Annotated in this window: 18 protein-coding genes; 5 read left to right on the forward strand and 13 right to left on the reverse strand. The window is 45.8% G+C overall.

Annotation, left to right across the window (positions count from 1 at the left end; genetic code table 11):
• Positions 1-150: 150 nt before the first annotated feature.
• Together H3H32_RS22765 and H3H32_RS22770 are read right to left on the reverse strand one after the other, a co-directional pair.
• Positions 151-558, reverse strand: a complete 408-nt coding sequence (locus H3H32_RS22765) for a hypothetical protein (RefSeq protein WP_182457911.1) — start codon at positions 556-558, stop codon at positions 151-153.
• Between the two features lie 80 nt (positions 559-638).
• Entirely contained in the window at positions 639-1,778 is a 1,140-nt protein-coding gene (locus H3H32_RS22770) for an FG-GAP repeat domain-containing protein (RefSeq protein ID WP_182457912.1), read from the reverse strand.
• A 635-nt stretch (positions 1,779-2,413) separates the two neighbouring features.
• Here H3H32_RS22770 and H3H32_RS22775 point away from each other — a divergent pair.
• The gene (locus H3H32_RS22775; protein WP_182457913.1) at positions 2,414-5,632 is read left to right on the forward strand and encodes a SusC/RagA family TonB-linked outer membrane protein; all 3,219 of its coding nucleotides are present in this window, start codon (positions 2,414-2,416) and stop codon (positions 5,630-5,632) included.
• A 99-nt stretch (positions 5,633-5,731) separates the two neighbouring features.
• Complete coding sequence (locus H3H32_RS22780) at positions 5,732-7,300, forward strand: RagB/SusD family nutrient uptake outer membrane protein (RefSeq protein WP_182457914.1); 1,569 nt, start codon at positions 5,732-5,734, stop codon at positions 7,298-7,300.
• 64 nt (positions 7,301-7,364) lie between these two features.
• Here H3H32_RS22780 and H3H32_RS22785 read toward each other — a convergent pair whose 3' ends face one another.
• Positions 7,365-8,213: an AraC family transcriptional regulator gene (locus H3H32_RS22785; RefSeq protein ID WP_182457915.1), complete on the reverse strand. Its 849-nt coding sequence runs from the start codon at positions 8,211-8,213 to the stop codon at positions 7,365-7,367.
• A 130-nt stretch (positions 8,214-8,343) separates the two neighbouring features.
• Here H3H32_RS22785 and msrA point away from each other — a divergent pair, with 130 nt between their 5' ends.
• The 3 genes from msrA to H3H32_RS22800 all read left to right on the forward strand — a co-directional run bounded on the left by msrA (position 8,344) and on the right by H3H32_RS22800 (position 11,050).
• Complete coding sequence (gene msrA, locus H3H32_RS22790) at positions 8,344-9,006, forward strand: peptide-methionine (S)-S-oxide reductase MsrA (RefSeq protein ID WP_182457916.1); 663 nt, start codon at positions 8,344-8,346, stop codon at positions 9,004-9,006.
• Between the two features lie 85 nt (positions 9,007-9,091).
• Positions 9,092-10,300, forward strand: a complete 1,209-nt coding sequence (locus H3H32_RS22795) for an MFS transporter (RefSeq protein ID WP_182457917.1) — start codon at positions 9,092-9,094, stop codon at positions 10,298-10,300.
• A gap of 282 nt (positions 10,301-10,582) precedes the next feature.
• Entirely contained in the window at positions 10,583-11,050 is a 468-nt protein-coding gene (locus H3H32_RS22800; protein ID WP_309547107.1) for a Uma2 family endonuclease, read from the forward strand.
• Between the two features lie 28 nt (positions 11,051-11,078).
• On the opposite strand, the gene H3H32_RS22805 is transcribed toward H3H32_RS22800, so the two are convergent.
• From H3H32_RS22805 to H3H32_RS22850, 10 genes are all read right to left on the reverse strand, one after another.
• Positions 11,079-12,050 carry a quinone oxidoreductase family protein gene (locus H3H32_RS22805; protein WP_182457918.1) on the reverse strand — a complete coding sequence of 324 codons (972 nt, stop codon included), beginning with the start codon at positions 12,048-12,050 and terminating at the stop codon, positions 11,079-11,081.
• Positions 12,051-12,144: 94 nt separating this feature from the next.
• On the reverse strand, positions 12,145-12,705 hold the full coding sequence (locus H3H32_RS22810) for a Crp/Fnr family transcriptional regulator (RefSeq protein ID WP_182457919.1): 561 nt from the start codon (positions 12,703-12,705) through the stop codon (positions 12,145-12,147).
• Positions 12,706-12,711: 6 nt separating this feature from the next.
• Positions 12,712-13,515: a ThuA domain-containing protein gene (locus tag H3H32_RS22815; protein WP_182457920.1), complete on the reverse strand. Its 804-nt coding sequence runs from the start codon at positions 13,513-13,515 to the stop codon at positions 12,712-12,714.
• A gap of 157 nt (positions 13,516-13,672) precedes the next feature.
• Positions 13,673-15,199 (reverse strand): T9SS type B sorting domain-containing protein, encoded by a 1,527-nt coding sequence (locus tag H3H32_RS22820; RefSeq protein ID WP_182457921.1) that lies wholly within the window; start codon positions 15,197-15,199, stop codon positions 13,673-13,675.
• Positions 15,200-15,314: 115 nt separating this feature from the next.
• Complete coding sequence (locus H3H32_RS22825) at positions 15,315-15,872, reverse strand: YdeI/OmpD-associated family protein (protein WP_182457922.1); 558 nt, start codon at positions 15,870-15,872, stop codon at positions 15,315-15,317.
• A 46-nt stretch (positions 15,873-15,918) separates the two neighbouring features.
• Positions 15,919-16,905, reverse strand: coding sequence for a phosphotransferase (locus H3H32_RS22830; RefSeq protein WP_182457923.1), 987 nt, complete (start codon positions 16,903-16,905; stop codon positions 15,919-15,921).
• A gap of 64 nt (positions 16,906-16,969) precedes the next feature.
• Positions 16,970-17,173 carry a hypothetical protein gene (locus H3H32_RS22835; RefSeq protein WP_182457924.1) on the reverse strand — a complete coding sequence of 68 codons (204 nt, stop codon included), beginning with the start codon at positions 17,171-17,173 and terminating at the stop codon, positions 16,970-16,972.
• Between the two features lie 50 nt (positions 17,174-17,223).
• Positions 17,224-17,886, reverse strand: a complete 663-nt coding sequence (locus H3H32_RS22840) for an AbiU2 domain-containing protein (protein WP_182457925.1) — start codon at positions 17,884-17,886, stop codon at positions 17,224-17,226.
• Between the two features lie 76 nt (positions 17,887-17,962).
• Positions 17,963-19,015 (reverse strand): sugar phosphate isomerase/epimerase family protein, encoded by a 1,053-nt coding sequence (locus tag H3H32_RS22845; protein WP_182457926.1) that lies wholly within the window; start codon positions 19,013-19,015, stop codon positions 17,963-17,965.
• Between the two features lie 156 nt (positions 19,016-19,171).
• The gene (locus H3H32_RS22850; protein ID WP_182457927.1) at positions 19,172-20,317 is read right to left on the reverse strand and encodes a Gfo/Idh/MocA family protein; all 1,146 of its coding nucleotides are present in this window, start codon (positions 20,315-20,317) and stop codon (positions 19,172-19,174) included.
• Positions 20,318-20,353: the final 36 nt, after the last annotated feature.

Consider the following 20,353-nt stretch of genomic DNA (forward strand, 5'->3'; position numbering starts at 1 on the left):
ATAGACAGAAGACCAGACAAAGAAGGCGCATTAACATCTTTTTCCAGAAAGATACGTATAACCGCACCAAACCGATTTTAGTGTTACCGAAGTTATTTAGATGATAACTAGCCCTAACTACATTAGCTTGTACAAAGCATTCTTGGGCAGTTAACCCCTCGTTTTCACGAACAAGGACTGCACCATTGTCCGCAATCTTGCATGCGCAATGTAGGCCCAGATGAGCAGCATATACATCGAAAAGTCCTGGTACGATACGGGTAACGCCATGTTGTTAATATAATAACGCGTTGCAGTGAAATCGAGAGTTGGCGTGAAGCCAATCAGGTTTTCGTAGCCCAGCATCAACGTCAGACCAAGCGCGTAAAATAGGTATTGAGGTTTGCGAATAGCCCACAAGACGCCCGCCAGGGCGGTGGCTCCAAACCCAGCATAATGCTTCCAAGTTAATGCCAAATCTGTAGTGGCAGCCGTGTAAACAGAATAAATCTGGACAGCAATCAGAACAAGTACGATTAATCCGTAGCCGTAAAACTCTTTTAATTGAGCACGTTGCATAGAGGTAGTAGTTACGATAAGCGATCAATACAATTGATAAAAATACGCCAAAAACTACTACACTTATAGACTAACAGCTACTATTTTTTCAAGAAGCCCTCGTTAAAAAATACAACCAAGCCATCTTTCCCGGCCACAATAAGGTCTTTCCGGCCAGTTTTGTGCAAATCGGCCACCGCAAAGTAAATTCCAGTTCCTTTGCCAACGCCTGCTTGCCCATACGCAATATCGTGCTTCACGAATTGTTTTTTCGATGCATCCCAGGTGAAATAGTACAGGCCAACGGGATCTTCTTCGCCGGGATCTCTGCCATTATGCGCCCTGAAACGTTTGCCGGTTAGTAGTTCTGGGCGTCCATCGCCTGTAATATCAATCCACTCCAGGCAATGATATTGTGAGTTTTTATCATCGATCAGGTGCTTTGTCCAGGCGCGTTGCCCATTGGCATCGCGGGTTTGTTCGTACCAGTGCAGACCGTAACTGTGCCCCTGCCCTACAATGAGGTCATTCTGTTTATCGCCATTCACATCGGCCACAATGATGGGTACACTGGCCGTGCCGAAGGCAAACTCTTTATGCAATGTCCAGGGACCTGATTCCCGATTTTCAGGGGCCTCAAGCCAACCATCGCTCACAATCAGATCACCCCGACCATCGCCATTCACATCGCCAAAGCCGAGCCCATGCCCTTGCGTCGGCGCCACTGTAACGGTTTTGAATACACCCGGACTAACCAGCTTGAGGTATTTAAGGGGGTGGTTTGGGTTATTAGGCACAATGTCAACGGTGCCATCACCATCTATATCCCAGGCGCGGGTCGTTTCGACATTACCAACTTTGCCAATCTCGTGCAAGGGCCACTGGCTATCTTTCTTCGCTGGATTTTCGACCCACCGCAGTGTTTGATCAAACCAACCACCGGTTACAAAATCCATACGTCCATCCCCATTGACATCGAGCGGAATGGTCGAAAAATCGTCATAATATTGGTCTTTACGCGGCTCGTTTCCAATGAGATGCCGATTGCGAAAACGAGGACCTTCGTACCAGAAATCGCCGGACACGATGTCAAGTGTGTCATTTTTATCGACGTCAAACACACCTACCGATTCATAACTTTCGGCAGCCACAAAGTAGCGGTTAAAGCGAAGTGTAGGTTCGGGAGCAGTTGCGCCGATAAGGGCAGATAGTACCAGAAGGCTACTAAGAGGTCGAAGCATACGTGAGTAGTCTATAGCGATGTCAGTATTTCCCAGGTTATCCTGCAGCATTAATACACGCTAACAGGAGTAGATGGACTGGTTAAGTTGATTCAGAAAAGGGGACTGATTTATGATTCGAATTGTCGCTATGAAAAAAGTGATCCTTGTTCAATTCATACTCTACTTAGGCTGGGGTTTCTTACTTTGAGGATCGAATACGCTACCAGTGGAAATAATTGACCTTCGTTGAAACTGCCCCCTCTTAAGTGGGCCTATTAACAAAAAATACTATCAGATACCCAATAAATCTAACTTGATTTCCAGTTGCTTGAACGCCCTGAAGGAAGCTCAGGCGGGTGGCTTTTTCATGCGTTCAATCGATCAAATGTTAATCTAATGTTAGTAATTTATACCTATTGATATCATTAAAAACATACACTTTTACCCAAAAAAGGCTAAGCTCAAATACTCAGGCAGTTATCTAGTATTTTTAATAACTTATTAACTATGGCTTAATTATTTTCTAATTACAACGAGTAGAAATGGATTATATACTAGTTTTGACGCGTAGAGTCCAATTATTTTTTAATCTATTTAGCACATTTTTAATCTCCGTTTACGCTCAAACCTAAGCATTAATGATCACAACATCTATGAAAAAACACTTACCTCCTCAACCTTGGTTTGGAAGGCAGTTATATCGCTCGGCAACGCCTTTGCTACTGGCATTTAGCTGTCTTAACCTAACCTACGCAAAGACCCCCACCGATCGGGGCAACATAACAACCGTTGCAGACAGGACTCTGACAGGACAGGTTAGCGATGAGAAAAATGAAGCGTTACCGGGCGTAAGTGTCATTATTAAAGGAACACAGCGTGGTACCGTTACGGATGCCAATGGTCGTTATCGACTAGACATACCCGATGGTACATCTACCCTTGTATTTTCGTTCGTAGGCTACCTTCCTCAGGAAGTTCAGGTTTCCAATCAGGCTTCGGTGAATATCAGCCTGAAAACAGACAGCAAGGTATTGGATGAAATTGTCGTTATCGGTTACGGTACGTCAAAAAAATCAGATTTAACGGGTGCTGTTTCGGGCGTAAAAGAGGCTGAGCTGTTAGAACGCCCAGCTCCTTCACTTAACCAGCAGCTTTCTGGCCGACTACCAGGTGTACAGGTAAACACCAACTCAGGCCGTCCTGGTGGCCGTACTACTATCCGTATTCGTGGATTTAGCTCGATTAACTCGTCGAACAACCCACTTTATGTTGTTGACGGTGTTATGCTTCCACAAGGTACTGGCGATCAGTTCAGTAACCCAATTGACTACATTAACCCGAACGATATCGTCAATGTAGAAGTATTGAAAGATGCTTCGTCGACTGCCATCTATGGAGCACGGGGCGCTAACGGCGTTATTCTGGTCTCGACCAAAAAAGGTAAAGCAGGCGAAAGCCGGATTACCTACGACACACAGTTCAGCGTAAATACCATTGGCCCCAATAAGCCACAAGTGCTCAATGCAAAACAGTACTTGGCTACTGAGGATCTGGCTTATGCGAACATAGCCAAGTTTGATCCAGCTGGCTGGGCGGCTGGGAAATATACGAACCTGGACCCTATAGCTCGACGGAAAGCATTCAGTGCAGCCCACCCAGGCGTTTTTGATGCGAACCTGAACCCATTGTATGATACCGATTGGTTCAAGGAATCGTCGCAGAATTCGATTTCCCAAAACCATCAGTTAGGCTTCAGCGGTGGTAATGAGCGTACGCAGTATTCGCTATCGCTTAACTATCGCGACGATCAGGGGCTGATCAAAACCTCGTACATGAAACGGTATTCTGGCCGCTTCTCCATTGACGATCAGGTAAAAAGCTGGCTCAAAATTGGTGGTACGCTGAGCTATAACAACCAGAGTGAAAACCTGGTCGATATCAATGACGCTGTAGCGCGTCAGATCGTGGAAGACTTCCCATTCCTGCCTGTTCGGTATCCTGACACAGGTATCTTTGCTGAAAACCGCGACTATCCACAGGCTGAAGGTACAATGAGTTCGGTACACCGTCTGATGGATCGGAAATACATTCAGAACACGCAAACGACATTAGGTAGCCTGTATACAAACATCAATTTTGGTAAAGGGCTGGAAATGCGAACCGTTCTAGGTGCGAACGTTCAGACTCAGGAAGTTAACCAGTCGCAAACCCGTACGCTGAACATTGGTGGTAACGGTAACGCTGATGTTGCCAACAACCGTACCTCGTTCTGGTCGCTGGAAAACTACCTGACCTACAACAAGCAGTTTGGCCAGGACCATTCGTTTACCGGCTTATTGGGTATTTCGTGGCAGGAAACCAACTATTTCGGTATTGGTGCTGCTGTTAGTGGATTTGCTACCGATTACTTTGGATTCAACAACTTAGGCGCTGGTGCAACCAACCCTTCTGTTCGATCAGGTGCTAACCGATTTGCCTTTAATTCGTACTTCGGTCGGATTAACTACGGTTATAAAAACAAGTACCTGTTCACAGCGACAGGTCGGGCCGATGGTTCGTCTAAATTCGGGGAAAACAACAAATTCGCGTTTTTCCCATCGGCGGCTTTAGCATGGCGTATTTCGGAAGAAGACTTCCTGAAAGGAAATCAGACCGTTTCTAACCTGAAACTGCGTGGTAGCTATGGTCTGACGGGTAACTCGGAAATCCCACCTTATCAGTCGCTATCGTTACTTAGCTCCACCTATACTACTGTCTACGGTGACACACGGGTTAGTGGAACCGGTATTGACCGCTTAGCTAACCCCGATCTGAAATGGGAAAAAACAGCTCAGACTGATGTAGGCTTAGAAATTGGTCTATTCAAAGGACGGGTTAACATGGAATTGGATTACTACTATCGTCTAACCACCGATATGTTACTTGATGCACCTGTTCCACGCACCAGCGGCTATGCTACGATTCGGCGCAACGTAGGTTCGATGCAGAACCAGGGCTTCGAGTTCTCGATCAATACGGTGAACGTGAACAAAGGTTCGTTCACCTGGAACACGACGTTCAACATCTCGATGAACCGCAACAAAGTGTTGTCGCTGGCTACGCCATCTGACATTTTCGGTGTAGGTGGTCCGAACTTTACGAACCAAACCAACATCATCCGAATTGGTGAGCCAGTAGGTGCATTCTGGGGATTGACCCGTTTAGGTACATGGAGTGAAGCTGAACGCGATCAGGCAGCTCAATTTACCAGCTATCGGAATGGTTTGACCCTGCTACCTGGTGACATCAAGTACCTTGACGTGAACGGCGACAAAGCAATTACCGACGCTGACCGCAGCATTATTGGTAACGGTAGCCCTAAAGGCTGGGGTGCGTTGACCAACAACTTCAAGTTGGGTAACTTCGACGCTACGCTTGAATTGCAGTATATGTATGGTAACGATGTAATGCTGATGAACCTGCACCCAAGTGAAGACCGGCAGGCTCTGGCAAACAGCTACACCTCTGTATTGAACGCCTGGACGCCAACCAATCAGAATACGATGATTGCTCAAATCCGGGATACACGTGCAGGTTACGTAACGAACGTGGATAGCCACTGGGTTAAGGATGGTTCATTCCTACGGGGTAAAAACGCACTGATTGGCTATACATTCCCATCTGCGGTTACCAACAAGTTGAAGCTGAACCGTCTACGTGTGTATGCCTCTTCGCAAAACTTCTTCCTGTTAGTATCTGACCCAATCATTGGCGATCCAGAAGTAACGCCTACCAACCAGGGAACTGGCAGCAGCGCTTTCTCGCAGGGTCAAATCTGGCACAACTATCCAAAACCAACTACATACCTGGTAGGTCTCCAGATCGGCCTGTAAAATGTCAGTCGTTTGCTTCGCGTTATTGCTAATTGTTAACGACGCGAAGCAAACGACCTGAATACACTCATTTTAAATTCTTTGATTCCTCATTCAATTATGAGACATACACTTGTAAAAAATATAAGTAAAGCCTTGCTAGGTGGACTGATATTGGTCGGCCCTGTTGGTTGTACGGACTTCCTGAAAGAACAGGCTCCATCAAACCTAACTCCAACCAGCTTCTACACGATTCCTGACCATGCCGAAGCGGCTATTGCTGCAACCTATCAGGGCCTGCGATTCATGGGAGATGGAGCTGGTATCTTCTCCAGCAACTGGCAGTTACTGGAAGCTCTCACAGGTACATCTACTACAGAAACAGCGCAGAACTCCGATTTAAACAATCTCTACGGGTTGGTGCACGACGGCAATACAGCACACGTAGTGAACTACTGGAATGGCCTTTATCGGATAATTGCCAACGCCAATCAGGTACTGGACAAGGTACCGGGGATTAACCCAATGGATGCGGCTCAGAAAACTAAAATCTTGGGAGAGGCTCGATTCTTACGGGCTTCGGCCTACTTTACGGCAGTTCAGCTATGGGGCGATATTCCTCTGGTTACCAAACCTCAAACGGCAGCATCGGCAGACTTCCTACCAGCTCGCTCATCCAAAGAGGATGTCTATAAACTGATTGTCGATGACCTGACTGCGGCCGAAGCTGCTGGTCTGGCCTGGATGGACGTAAGCGGACGAGCTAATTTAGCTGCCGTAAAAACGCAGTTAGCTAAAGTGTATCTGACTATGGCAGGTTTCCCACTTAGCAAGGGAGCATCGTACTATAAGTTAGCCGCTGACAAAGCGTTTGAAGTAATTACGTATGCAAATGCCAATCCATCGACCATCAATCTGTTTACAACCTATGATGATGTACACAAGGAGAGCAATAAAAACCGTGTAGAGCATTTGTTCATGATTCAGTATAATACAAGTGTAGCTGGTAACCCCATGGACAACTTCTACCCGAACTTCAAACCGGTAACCTATAATGGTCCTGGTGGAACGGGTAGCTCGGTTCCAGTGACTAGTTTTTACAAATCTTACGAAGCTGGAGACCTACGGGCTAAAGATCAGGTTGGCTATTTTTACACCACCTACTACACCAATGGAAACGGAGCGCAGTTCGATTTGGGTGCCCCTTATGTGTTCAAACACTTTAACCGGACTGCCAACGGAACAGCGGGCGTTGCCGGGACTCGGCAGAACAACCTGAACGTGCCCCAAATTCGCTACGCTGAAACACTGCTGATTTACGCTGAAGCGCAAAACGAAGTGGGTGGACCAAATCAGGCAGCTTATGATGCGATGAAGCGTATTCGTGACCGGGCTACGCTTACTACGCCTGACCTGGGCACATATACTCAAGCTACGTTCCGGGAAGCGGTATGGCGCGAGCGGTGGCACGAACTATGCTACGAGCAAATCACCTGGTTCGATATGGTTCGTCTACGGAAAGTCTATAATGATAAAACCAATGGTTTTGATAATTTCGTTGGACACGTGAATCCAAGTTCTAATAATCAGCCATTGCAGGAAAAACATCTGCTGCTTCCAATTCCAAAGCAGGAATTGTTGAACAACCCAAATCTGAAAACTCAGAACCCAGGTTATCCAGGTGTTTAAGTAATATAAGTAAGACAAACTCAACTCCTCATCTAAAGCTAGATGAGGAGTTTTTTTATGGCCTCTAGCCAACCAATGCTTTTCGATAGGCACTCGGCGTTTGGCCCGTTACAGCCCGGAATGTCTTATTGAAATACGACAAATTATTAAACCCAACGGCAAAACCTACATCTGCAACAGTACGGGCAGAGTGCAGCATTCGTCGGGCCTGATTAACACGATATTCATTGACAAAATCGGTAAACGTTAAATGAGTCATGCGTTTGAAGTAGCGGCAAAAAGCAGGCACAGTCAGACTGGCCAGATCGGCTACAGCATGAATATCGACAGGTTCGGCATAATGCTGCTCCACATACTGGCAAACCCGATTAATGCGCTCCTGTTCTTTCGGATTCAGATCAAACTGAACTCCATTGGCATGCAGTGGTTCGGCGTCAGGAGCATCGGCTAAGTAGTGTAATATTCGCAATAGCGTGAGAAAGCGATCGAATGACGGCTGATTAGGTAGTTGCTCTAACCACGGCCCAACTTGTTGTTTGGTGACTGAGCCAAATGTAAGTCCCATATGCCCACGCTCGAATAACCGTTTAACCGTAGTTAATTCAGGCTTTTGTAAAAACGGTTCGCCCATAAAATCGTCGCGCATTTGCACTACAATCTCTTCATACTGCCCTTCTTTTCCATAACTAAAATTGAGGTGCGGTAAATTTGGCCCAATAAATACCAATTCGCCCGCTTCATAGGCCGACACATTCGTCCCTACCCGTCGCTGACCATTCCCAAACGGAATATAGACAATCTCGTATTCTGGGTGATAGTGCCAATAAACCCGACAGGTTTCCGCTTCTGTATTATGAATTACCCGAAAGGAGCTACCTGCCTCGGGTTCTATTTTCTCAAATTGAAGTTTCATAACGAGTAATGCGGGTGGAAACCCGCTTCTTTTATAGCTAGTACTTCGCGGGTTTCCATCCGCACTACTTATGAAACCGTAAGCCTGTTTTCATCGTTTATATAGTAACAGAATCCAAGATCGAAACAGCATGAAACGAATTCATTTATATGCGCTTAGCCTGCTTTTACTGGCAGGTTGCGCACAAGGTCAATCCAACGACCATAGCCCGGCTAAACTTCCTTCGCTTAAACCTGGCGAAGCCGTAGCAACCTTTGCTGGTGGCTGCTTCTGGGCACTCGAAGAAGGTATGAACCAACTCAAAGGCGTTCATGAAGTCATTTCGGGTTATGCTGGTGGCAACGTTAAAAACCCAACCTACGAGCAAGTTGGAACCGACGAAACTGGCCATGCCGAATCAGTCCAGGTTTACTACGATCCCAAAGTGATCAGTTATTCACAGTTGCTTGATGCTTTTTTCGCAGGCCACGACCCCACCACCCTAAATCGGCAGGGTCCCGATGTTGGTCGTGATTATCGGTCAGTTGCCTTCTACCGGACCCCCGAAGAAAAAGCCGAAATTCAGGAAGCCATCAAACGCACCAACGACTCTAAGCACTATGCCAATCGGGTCGTAACCGAAGTGACGCCAATCACGGTTTTCTACCCAGCCGAGAACTACCATCAAAACTACTTTGCCTTGCACCCCAACCAGCCTTACATTCAGAGCGTATCGCTGCCAAAAGTAGAAAAGTTGCGCAAAGCAATGGTAGGGCACCTCAAAAATAATACAGCGTTAACAATGTTAGAATAGATATTGACCACAAAAAGTCAATACAGCATCAATATACGCTAATAGATTGCAATAATAGCCGGCCCAGACCGGCTATTATTGCATTATGAATACAACTGCCTCATTAACTAAATCACACCGGAATCCTTTCATCCAAAACCTGCTGACATTCTTTCTAAATCGGCAGGCGCTGGCTGTTGGATTGGTATTCGCATCAGACAGTATCCTGCTCGGGAGTTGGGTAGCGCATATTCCGCATGTTAAAGAAACGCTCCATATTTCCGACGCTGGATTAGGGCTAACGCTTTTTGCAATGCCCATTGGCTTGCTTGTTATGAATCCGCTGACGGGCTGGATCGTTGCCAAATTAGGTGAGGCACGAGCCTGTTTCTGGTCGGCAGTAGGGGTTGCACTGGCCGTTTGTATCCCTATCAATGCGCCAAACACGATCGTCATGGCGCTGGGTTTATTTTTATTAGGCCTGTCGAGTGCGTTGATCAATGTGGCCATGAATACCTGCGCCACCAATGTGGAACGTAAAGAAGGCATTGCCATCATGTCGTCCTGTCATGGTATGTGGAGCTTGGGCGGTTTGTTGGGTTCCGGTATTTCGGGGGCTGTTATCGCGTTGCACGTATCTCCTCAGATTCACATGGCGGTAATAACTGGGTTGGTACTTCTTGCCACATTCCTTCTACAACCTACGCTACAAACCATTCCATCGAGCAGCCGTACTGAGTCGGGCGAGAAAGCTGGGTCGTCGTTTGTGATGCCTAATCTGGATTTGCTTCTGATGATTTTTATTGGGTTGGCCGTAGCGATGGGCGAAGGCGTAGCGCTGGATTGGAGCGCAGTCTATTTACACGAAACGCTCGGAGCCAGCAGCCAGATTGCCGCGCTGGGTTTTGGAGCTTTTTCGTTGACTATGACTAGCCTACGTTTTTTTGGCGATTCAATTATTCCAAAAATTGGAGCTAAACGCTGGCTCCAATTAGGGAGTCTTCTGGCCGCATCAGGTCTGGCTTTCGCAATTGCCCTTCCTTACCCGCCAACCGCCTTAATAGGTTTTGCCTTATTAGGAGCTGGCTGCTCACTCGGTGCACCGATTCTGTATAGTGCTTCTATGCGTGTACCGGGTATTCCACCAGCAGCAGGTTTGGCCACGTTTGCGACCTTCAGTTTCATTGGATTCCTGGCAGGGCCTCCTGTTATTGGATTCGTCTCTGAAGCATTTGGGCTTTATTATGGATTGGGGTTTGTCGCCGTTATTCTTCTTATTTCGGCAGGATTATCTCGGATTGTGAAGTTATTCTAGTGTGTTAAGCTATTACAATAGTAAGCCAGTCATTCATATGCCATATCTTGAAGATATGGCATATGAATGACTGGCTTACTATTGTCTTTTACCGATCAAAATGCGTAGTATTGTTAAAACGTATTCAACGAAAGTCATGTCAGTAGCCGTTGCAACAGTACCAACTAAGCGAAGGAAATCGGGAGTGCCATCTTACCTGATTTATGAAACGCTGAATGGACGTGCTTTGTATTACCGTGGTTACCGCGATGTAACAACTGAAAAAAGACCCCCACCGAAATTATGGGAAGTAGTTCATTGCAGGCCATGCTTGTGTCGCTGATACATGGCTTTCTATTCACACACATTGATCGGAAGCAATATTTACTTGCAACCAACAAGTCAGGCATTCACCTCGACAAAGGCAACAATTTATCTAATGATATTGCCATTTTCGATAAATCTTCAGGTCTCACATTAACCGATAAATACTTCAATATCCCCCCCAAAATCGCCATTGAAGTAGATGTGCGCATAGAGCCTGAAGAATTTTCGGGTAAAGAATCGGGCTATGTGTATGAAAAAACCGAGCGCTTGCTTGAGTTTGGCGTCGATACCGTGATCTGGATTACAACACAACCCAAAAAGATCTTTGTAGCTACTCGTACCTCTCCGTGGCTTACCCAAAACTGGGATGCTACTGTACCGGTACTGGACGATGTTCACCTGAATTTAGCCGCCTTGCTAACCGAGGAAGGCATTGAGTTCTAACCCCGCCTTCCTCGATAATTCACGCGCATTAAGGCGCCAACACCAGCCGTTTTCCACCAGATTCGCTCTGATTCCAAGCCCGTTCTACATCACTTAAAGCCACCACTTCTGTCTCTATTTTTAATTTCCCAGTTACGATCAGGTCAAATAGCTTTGGTAGGATTTCGGTTGGAACTTTACGCATAACTTCCTTCGGAATACTTCCTCCCCCAACGCCATACAACTCAATGGCGGCACTTCGTAAAACACCCGAAGCCAATTGAATAGTAGGCCCGGCCATTTCACCAACAGTTACGTACCGTGTCCGATGCGCTTCGGCCATAAAATCGTTACCCGCAAGTACACCCAATATCAGTTCGGCGGGGTGCCCCCAGGTGTAATCGATAACAACATCAAAAGGCGTTTTTCTCTGTTCAGCCTTTAGCGCAGCTTGCAAATCAGCGTCAGATTGAGCCAGCGAAATAACTACGTCGGCACCTAAATCAGGTAATGTGGCGAGTGCTTGCGGATTTCTGCCCGTAGCAATTACTTTTCCAGCTCCAAAGTGCTTGGCTAGTTGGATCGCTATTTTCCCTGTAACTCCTGTCGCTCCATTTATTAGTACCGTTTCCCCCGGTTGTAATCCAGCCCGATAATACAGCGAGAACCAAGCCGACAACCCCGGATTGGGCAATGCTGCCGCCGTTATATAATCGATGCCATCAGGCAAGACAATGTAACCCCCTTTCTGAACTAATACTTTTTCAGCCATTGTACTGCCAGCATAAAAAGCATATACTCGTGAGCCATCTGGCAATACACCTACGCCATCCGTACCTACAATGGCCGGTAGTTGCTTAGAACGGTCGTAATGTGAACCTCTTGCCTGCGACTTATCGATATTCTTGATTGATGCGGCTTTCACCGTCATCAACAACTCGTTTTCAGATTGTAAAATAGGATCGGCAACCTCCTCGTAACGGGGTGTTTCGCCAAATTGATGAATTACTGCGGCTTTCATAGTCGTCGTGTTTTTGTTACGACAAAGGTCCGTTGACCTGATGCCGATACACGATAACAATTGTTAAGAAATGCCGCGAACGATTGAGGAAAATCTATTTTTTGTCGGTCAGTACCTTATTCCGAATTCGGCTCAGCGATACGGGCGTAATACCCAGATATGAAGCGATGTAATGTTGCGGCACCCGCTGCACAATCTGCGGGCTATCGGCCAGCAATTCTAGGTAGCGCTCTTGCGGATTGTTTTTAATACGCGACAGAAAAAGCTTGGCGTAGTGGTGCATCCGCTGCAAAATATGATACTGAAACAACTCCCGATACCCTGGAAGCTCTTGCATGATTAGCTCCATATTCGCTTTGGAAATCACCAACAATACACACGGCTCAATGCTTTCGATACTGAACAAACTCGGCTGCCCAGACTGAAAACTCTCGATTGACGATACGCCATAGTTTTCGAAGAAGAACTGAAACGTCACATCTTTGCCGTTGTTGTTGAACCAAAGACGCAGGCATCCTTTCTTGATGAAATAAGCGTTTTTTGAAACATCGCCCTCCTGCAACAGAGTCGTTTTGGCTGGTATTGTTATCTCCTCAAGCAAGTGACTATACGCTCCCCAATTAATGCCGAAGTCAGACGATTGGTTATTAAGCATAGCGCATTATTGCTTAGGCACCCCAGCTCCCCAGAAAATGGCGTTTTGGAAAATTTTCACAAACGCATCATTCTTGAACAAGTCAGGATGGTGGCCCATGAAAATATACACATTGCGGGCTTTCATGTGTTCGTTAGACCAGATTACGGGATGATCGCCCCCCATTTTAATGTTCGAGTCGGGTGAGTAGGTCGATTCATCAACGGTGGCCAATACCTTTACGTTTGGTCGGGGATTTTTGTTATAGGTATACCATTCCTCTTTTTCTACCTCGAATGAAGCGGGTACGCCTTTCATACACGGATGCAATTTGGCCTCTACGTGCACCGTTGCCTTTGCAAAACTGGCAATGTAGTTCTTGTAGCGGATGCCACCCATAAACTCCGAAAACCAGGGCCACATGGCATAACCATCAAATTCGCCGAGCAACGACGCATGGTGAAATCCTACCCAACCGCCCCCTTTCCCTTCGGTAATATATTTCTGAAAAGCGGCTTTCGCTGTGTCAGTCCACATATAAGGCGGATAGTTCAGTTGAATGAATAACTGATAATTCGCCAGAAAAGCGTCGTTGATTGGCTCCGTATTTTCGATGTAATCAATCGTAAAATTATTGGCTGATGCAACCTGCGCGAGCCACTTCTTTGCCTCGGCTACGAAAGGCGCATGAACTCCTCCGTTCTTCTCCGCGATAGCGACTACCCGAAAACTGGATTTCGGTGATTGAGCACATGTTGACATAGTGCCTCCAGCAAGGAGCGAAATCGTAAAAATCAGGGTAGAAAAATACAGTAACGAACGGGATCTCATACGGGTTAAAAATTGTATCTAGTTGAATTTTTCTTTAATAAGAAAATGTGGGGTTCTTTTTTGTCATTCCTCCTGAAGTCGGAATGACAAAAAACGATTCAAACTGAACTAAAATAATAAAGCTTAAATAATCTCATTATAAAGCCATTAGCACCAGTTAGCGAATCAAACTAAGAGGCCCCTGCTTCTGGTCGAGCTTGACTTTCTTTCCATGATGTAATTCATATTGAATACTCCAGGCATATACGCCAAGTTCACAAAGCTTGCCCCGATAGTACCCATCCCACTGAAACGGTTGAGTTGTCGTCCTGTAAATCACCTCACCCCACCGATTGAAAATAGAGAGCGATGTAATCTTGATATCACCACAACCATAGGTCAAAAATACATCATTCTGCCCATCACCATTGGGCGTAAAGCTATTGGGTGCGTAAAGAATGCAGTCGCAGGCACCGTAATCAATCTCGATTGAATCCGTTACGGTGGCGCAATCATTACGAACGCTGGCCCAAAATACGCCGGAGGTATTTACGATTCGATCTGTTGTTGCATATTGATCCTGCCAGGCAAATTTACCTTCGGCAATAGTGGGCTTTATGGTAAACGTCTCGGCCCCGCAAAGCTCCTTGTCTGGTCCTAGCTCCAATTGAGGAGGTTTTATATAACGTACCTGAATCGTGTCGGTAGCTACGCAATTGGCCTGTGTGACGGCGATTGAGTATTGCCCCTGTTGTTTCACTCTATAGGTTGTTTGTACGGAACCATCCTGCCAACGATACGTAGCCGCAGGGGCCGAAGGAACACTCAGTTCCATCTCCGTTCCATTGCAAAGTGTAGTATCGGCTCCCAGGTCAAAATCAAGGGCATAATCAACCTTGATTGAATCATACAACGTTTTACAGCTGGTAATCACCGTAACTGAATACTTTCCGGGCTTGGTTACCTGCAAGGTCGGTTTGATGCTACCATCGTTCCATTTATAATCCGAAGCGCCGGGTGTTGTGGCATCGAGCAAAAGTGTGTTTCGGCGACTGCACAACGTTGTATCGTTACCTAGCTCAAGATTTATAGGCGTCAGCAGGACATCATCAACAAACAAATAATAATAACCCAGAAAGGGGGGAGTTTTGTAGAAGCTACCGATTGTTAGATACTCCTCCCCGCCTTTGGCATTCACAAAACCGGATATTTTCTGCCATTGCAACGAAGAAACACTCGCTTTGGACGTCCGATCAAGTATTTGCGGATTGGCGGCCAGCATATCGGTAGTGGTACCCGTTAGCGGCTGCTTCGAGACATAAGCCCCAATGGTTTCTGTAATGTATTTGGCAGGAGTGTCAGTTGCCACATACATCTCGAAATAATAACACTCATCGGCATTGAGAGGCTTAGTCAACTGTACTCCCAAATATTCTTCCCAACCCTGGTCGAAATATAAATGAGCGACGCCCTGCCCCGAATGCGGAGGCAAAATCAGCTGGCCAAAATCAAAACAATGGTGATAGAAGTCGGGGGTGGCTTTATTTGGATTGTACCAGGGTATGGCTTCTACTAACTGATTATCGTGAGTAGGGCAATTTCGATATTTCTCAAAGCTCCCATTTGGAACAAGGTTTTGTCCCATAGCAATCCCCGGCAGGATGAGTGCAAGCCAACCTAACGTCCAAATAAGGCCTCGTTGCATAGCCGTGCTGTACGATCTGTGAGTTTAGGAATCGCCTTCGGTACTTCTCGAAAAAGGGTATCGAATATACGAAATACTTGCACAGATTGGATGTAAGACTCAGCTAATCATACATCTACAGTTTCCGCTCTTCGGCGCTGGCACTTATTAATTTGTCGAGTCGATTGAGTTGAGTTGCCGACTGTTTGGCCGACATAACCCAGTTGATCATCTGTTTTCTGTACCAGGGAGCCTGTTTCTGGAAAAACGCCCACGCTTTTTCATTGGCCTTAACTATCGTCTCGAAATCGGCAGACAAGATTATTTCATTCTTTTGTTCGTAAGTATAAATTTTTGATTTACTCTCTTCCCGTTTGGCAAATGCGGCCACGCCTGCTGGATGCATCAATCCTTGCTGGGTCAACGCTTCGATCTTAGCCATATTGACTGCACTCCAGATGCTTTTCGGTTTTCGGGGAGTGAACCGAATGCAATAACTGTCGGCATCAACAGACCTACGCACCCCATCGATCCAGCCGAAGCACAGCGCTTCATCAACCGATTGAGACCAGGTCATGCTTGGCTTTCCTGAACCAACTTTATAAAAACCGACAAGTAACTCGGTTTCCTGATGATGATTTTCAGCCAACCATGTCCGAAAGTCAGCTGATGTCGGAAAAAATGTTGGTGTCATTAATTGAGACCTAAGCGTATTGGCAACACTAACAAATGTTTTAAAATTAGCCTAATTTATTAAAATCAAGCCATCGTTTTACACGCAGGTTGATAAACCGCTTCAGGTACATCTCATTCAAAAACGTATTCGACCAATTGTCGAATCGCTCACACTGAACTCCGATGTAAAAGAAGTAAATGCTTTCGGCCAGCATCGGCAGGAGTCGTTTCTCTTCATCACTGATTTTCGTAACTGACTCGTACCCTTGCAGAAAGCTTTCTTTCTTTTTCTCAAATTCGGCTAGGTCGGTTTCGGTACTATGAATTTGGAGGATATAGTACGCAATGTCGAGCGCCTGCAATCCGTTGCCACAAAAATCAAAATCGAAGATCGTTACCGTACCATCGCTAGCAATATTGAGGTTATCGAACCAGATATCAAGATGCACTCCACCCTGACGGGTTTTAGTGTAATCAATCCGCGAAAACTCATCCAGCATATAGTGTTGAGCCGATTGCATAAACTGGAACTCGGGTGTGTCGACAGGAAGAAATGGCCTTAGTTTTTCAATCGGATCAATCAGTAAAACGTCTGGTGTATAAGTTACTCGCTCCAGCGCCATATTTTGCGTCAGCTGGTGGAAACGAGCCATAATCTGCCCGATTTGAAAATGCACCTCCTCCGAAAAATTCAATATTTTTTCACCATAAGCAAAGGAGAAAAGCACACCAAACCGCTGCCCTTCGGGCGCATCCAGTTTCTGAATATAGGTCCCGGCCGCATCAGCAATAGGATACGAAACGGGTAGGCCATTTTCCTGTAACAGATTCAATAAGCGAATCTCTTCACCAATCTGAATTTCAGTACGCCAATCCAGACTATATAGCCGAAAAATGGCTTTTGTCGATCCATCGGTTACTAGATACGAATGATTGACGCCCGCTTTCAGCAACTGGCAGGAAGCATCCGGGCCCAGGTTATACTGACGTTGTAAAAATTGAGCGAGGTGGGTTTTAGATAGAATCGATGAAGAAACGGGGAAGGGTTGCATGATGCATGGGTAAAAGGGCGATGAGAGGTTTCAACGCCCAATGGGAAAATACGTACAGGATGGGTTATTTATTCGGATCGTAGCGAGCAGCATCAATGATGGACCATAGGTGAATAACCCATCCCATCAGGATAAACCACAACGCCCCCGCCAGGACAAATTGTAGAATAGCCATTAGCAATCGGCCCTGTAACAGTTGGCCCAATCCCGGAATAAAGAAACTACAAAGGGCAGCCAATACATTGCCACCCGAACCTTGACCTGCCATTAGTTTTGTTGTTTTCGAGAAATGATATTAATTTATAAAGACCGTAAATCTTATTCAGCACTAAAACCCTTCTTTCTCTTAAGTTCGTCTAAATCTATTCTTCTTAGTTCTGACATTTTCCACAATACAGGATCAATACTCCAGTCCCTCACGTAATCAAACATAGTCTGCCAGAAGAATATTCTAAATCGGATTAAATTGTGGATTTCATTTGCAAGTTCAACCAATATTTTTATTTCATCCAACGATACAGATTGAGTTTTAGGATTATTATCTATATGGGCATAAACTTGATCTCTCAGGCCAATTACCCTATTAATTAGATCTTTATGTACATTCATTAAATTACGCACCGCAACTACTAGACTTACAATATCATATCTTGACTTTACTTCTTCTGTTAATTTATTTTTATTATTTTCAATTAAACTTTCCAAACTTATTCCATATTCTGATGTTTCTAATTTATTACATAATTTATAGAAACTGCGCTCCTCATTTTTCTTTGAACTAAATAGTTTCGAGAGCTGGACAATAGATATAAATTTCAATTGATAAATATGATGTTGAAAAAATCCATATTTTTTAATTTGATCTTCAAAGTCATATTTATCCTCCATTAATCTTCTCATATTTTTTACAGATATATTTAGATCAACTATCAAATTACTTTGATCTTTCAAAAAGTCTTTTAATTGTTGAACTTCCAACATTATCCGTATAATTTATAAATGCCAAAAAGTGCCGAGCTTGCTAACTCGGCACTTCAAAAAATCAATAAAAACTCAATTACAGACCTAACACTTTCTTATTAAATGCATCATCAGCACCGGTTCCGGCGAAGTCGTCGAACGCTCGTTCGGTAACGCGGATGATGTGACTTTCGATGAAGGGAGCCCCTTCAGCAGCGCCTTGTTCAGGGTGTTTCAACGCGCACTCCCACTCTAATACAGCCCAACGATCATAATCATACTGAGCCAGTTTGGAGAAGATACCCGAGAAATCAACCTGCCCATCGCCCAGCGACCGGAACCGACCTGCGCGCTCAACCCAGCCCTGGTATCCGCCATATACGCCTTGTTTGCCCGTTGGGTTGAACTCGGCGTCTTTTACGTGATACGCGTAAATACGATCGTGGTAGAAATCAATGAATTGTAGGTAATCCAGTTGTTGGAGCACGAAGTGACTTGGATCATAGTTAATGCCCGCCCGTGGGTGATTACCTACTTTTTCGAGGAACATCTCGAAGGTAATACCGTCGTGTAGATCTTCGCCAGGGTGCAACTCATAAGCCAGATCGACACCTGCTTCGTCGTAGGCGTTCAGGATCGGTAGCCATCGGTTTGCCAGTTCGGTAAAGCCGGTTTCCACCAATCCAGCCGGGCGTTGTGGCCAGGGGTAGATAAACGGCCACAGTAAAGCACCCGAAAAGGTAGGGCTCACTTTAAGGCCAAGATTCTTGCTGGCTTTAGCGGTCATCAATAATTGATCAACTGCCCAGGCTTGTTGTTCTTTTGGTTTGCCCGCCAATTCAGCCGGACCGAAACCATCGAACATTGGGCCGTAAGCCGGATGAACCGCTATTAGCTGACCTTGCAAGTGAGTCGCCAATTCCGTGATTTCGACACCGATATCCGAGAGTTTACCTTTCAGTTCATCGCAATAGGTCTGGCTCTCTGACGCTTTTTTGAGGTCGATTAACCGAGGGTCCCAGGTTGGAATCTGAACGCCTTTATAGCCCAAATCGGCCATGTATTTGGCGATCGTTTCGAGCGAGTTAAATGGGGCTGTATCGCCTAGAAATTGGGCCAAAAAGATTCCAGGCCCTTTCATTGTTTTCATGTCAAAGTAGGTTATGCGTTAGAAAATAAACGCAGAGTTAAACGAGGGAACTACACAGTTTTTTTGTCATTCCGACGTCAGGAGGAATCTCAAGTTTCTCATTAGTCAAGCTTGAGATTCCTCCTGACGTCGGAATGACAAAAAACTACTTACTATCTAAATCTCGACCCAAGCCTGTTTCCTATTGCTCTCCAGAATCTTTTCGCAAATCAGCAATTCGCGATAACCATCGGCGAAGGTTGGGAACGTTGGGTTTTCGGGTTGTTTTCCGGCGGCAATGGCGTCGTAAACTTCCTTGAACAACTGCTTTGATGTGTCAGGGAAACCTTCGTTATGGCCACCGGGGAATGAGATAACCGAACGCGCTTCGGGGTGTGCCAATGATGGGTCACGCATGAACGATTGGTTGGCACCATCGCGGTTACCAATCCACATTTCGTTAGGGGCTTCGGAGTTCCAGGCGTAGGTTTTCTTCGAACCAGCAATTTCCAGTTTCATCTGATTTTTGCGTCCTGCCGATACCTGCGATACGGTAATAACACCCCGGTTGCCATTGTCAAACTTCAGCAGTACGTTAGCGTGGTCTTCGGTATTGATGGGGACATCAGCATAATCTTCTGGCTGAAGCATTTTACCCGAATACGTTTCAACGGGTTTTAATGGCTTCTTACGGAATTTATGAACTGTATTGAAATCGGCCATAACGGCTACCGTTTTCAAACCGGTGATGTATTCCAGACTATCCATCAAGTGCGAACCGATGTCGGCAATAGCGCGGGAATCGCCTGATTTATCGGGTTCCAGACGCCAGTTGTAATCGGTGTCATAGAAAAGCCAGTCCTGCAAGTACGACCCGATAATCGAATACACTTCGCCCAGATCATCCTGCTCGCGCATTACTTTCATCTGGCGAACCAGCGGGTAGTAGCGGAGGTTAAAATGCACAGCGTTGACCAGACCGGTTTTCTTTGCCAACTCAACTAGCTCTTCGGCTTCGTGCAGGTCTTTGGCGAGTGGTTTTTCGCAGACAACGTGCTTACCCGCTTCCAGGGCCGCTTTCGATTGCGAATAGTGCAGGAAGTTCGGGGTACAAATATGGACCACTTTAATGTCGTCCATTTTCAGCAGTTCATCAAACGTACAAGACCGCTCGATACCCAGCTGATCGGCTTTCTGACGAGCCAGTTCGGCCGTTACTTCGCAAAGGGCGAGAACATTAGTATTAGGTAGGCGACGCAGCGCTTCAATGTGCGCGGGTCCGATAAATCCGGTGCCAACGACACCGATGTTAATTTTTTGCATGTAAGGGTAAGTGATTGAATTAATGAATGATTAAGT

Source organism: Spirosoma foliorum, from assembly GCF_014117325.1.
GTDB classification, from domain to species: Bacteria; Bacteroidota; Bacteroidia; order Cytophagales; family Spirosomataceae; genus Spirosoma; species Spirosoma foliorum.

Excerpts from the sequence above, each read along its gene's own strand:
- H3H32_RS22820 (WP_182457921.1), bottom strand. The coding sequence starts at position 15,199 with ATGCAACGAGGCCTTATTTGGACGTTAGGTTGGCTTGCACTCATCCTG.
- H3H32_RS22795 (WP_182457917.1), top strand. The coding sequence starts at position 9,092 with ATGAATACAACTGCCTCATTAACTAAATCACACCGGAATCCTTTCATC.
- H3H32_RS22825 (WP_182457922.1), bottom strand. The coding sequence starts at position 15,872 with ATGACACCAACATTTTTTCCGACATCAGCTGACTTTCGGACATGGTTG.
- H3H32_RS22815 (WP_182457920.1), bottom strand. The coding sequence starts at position 13,515 with ATGAGATCCCGTTCGTTACTGTATTTTTCTACCCTGATTTTTACGATT.
- H3H32_RS22785 (WP_182457915.1), bottom strand. The coding sequence starts at position 8,213 with ATGAAACTTCAATTTGAGAAAATAGAACCCGAGGCAGGTAGCTCCTTT.
- H3H32_RS22830 (WP_182457923.1), bottom strand. The coding sequence starts at position 16,905 with ATGCAACCCTTCCCCGTTTCTTCATCGATTCTATCTAAAACCCACCTC.
- H3H32_RS22845 (WP_182457926.1), bottom strand. The coding sequence starts at position 19,015 with ATGAAAACAATGAAAGGGCCTGGAATCTTTTTGGCCCAATTTCTAGGC.
- H3H32_RS22850 (WP_182457927.1), bottom strand. The coding sequence starts at position 20,317 with ATGCAAAAAATTAACATCGGTGTCGTTGGCACCGGATTTATCGGACCC.
- msrA (WP_182457916.1), top strand. The coding sequence starts at position 8,344 with ATGAAACGAATTCATTTATATGCGCTTAGCCTGCTTTTACTGGCAGGT.
- H3H32_RS22805 (WP_182457918.1), bottom strand. The coding sequence starts at position 12,050 with ATGAAAGCCGCAGTAATTCATCAATTTGGCGAAACACCCCGTTACGAG.
- H3H32_RS22835 (WP_182457924.1), bottom strand. The coding sequence starts at position 17,173 with ATGGCAGGTCAAGGTTCGGGTGGCAATGTATTGGCTGCCCTTTGTAGT.
- H3H32_RS22775 (WP_182457913.1), top strand. The coding sequence starts at position 2,414 with ATGAAAAAACACTTACCTCCTCAACCTTGGTTTGGAAGGCAGTTATAT.
- H3H32_RS22840 (WP_182457925.1), bottom strand. The coding sequence starts at position 17,886 with ATGTTGGAAGTTCAACAATTAAAAGACTTTTTGAAAGATCAAAGTAAT.
- H3H32_RS22765 (WP_182457911.1), bottom strand. The coding sequence starts at position 558 with ATGCAACGTGCTCAATTAAAAGAGTTTTACGGCTACGGATTAATCGTA.
- H3H32_RS22800 (WP_309547107.1), top strand. The coding sequence starts at position 10,583 with ATGGGAAGTAGTTCATTGCAGGCCATGCTTGTGTCGCTGATACATGGC.
- H3H32_RS22810 (WP_182457919.1), bottom strand. The coding sequence starts at position 12,705 with ATGCTTAATAACCAATCGTCTGACTTCGGCATTAATTGGGGAGCGTAT.
- H3H32_RS22770 (WP_182457912.1), bottom strand. The coding sequence starts at position 1,778 with ATGCTTCGACCTCTTAGTAGCCTTCTGGTACTATCTGCCCTTATCGGC.
- H3H32_RS22780 (WP_182457914.1), top strand. The coding sequence starts at position 5,732 with ATGAGACATACACTTGTAAAAAATATAAGTAAAGCCTTGCTAGGTGGA.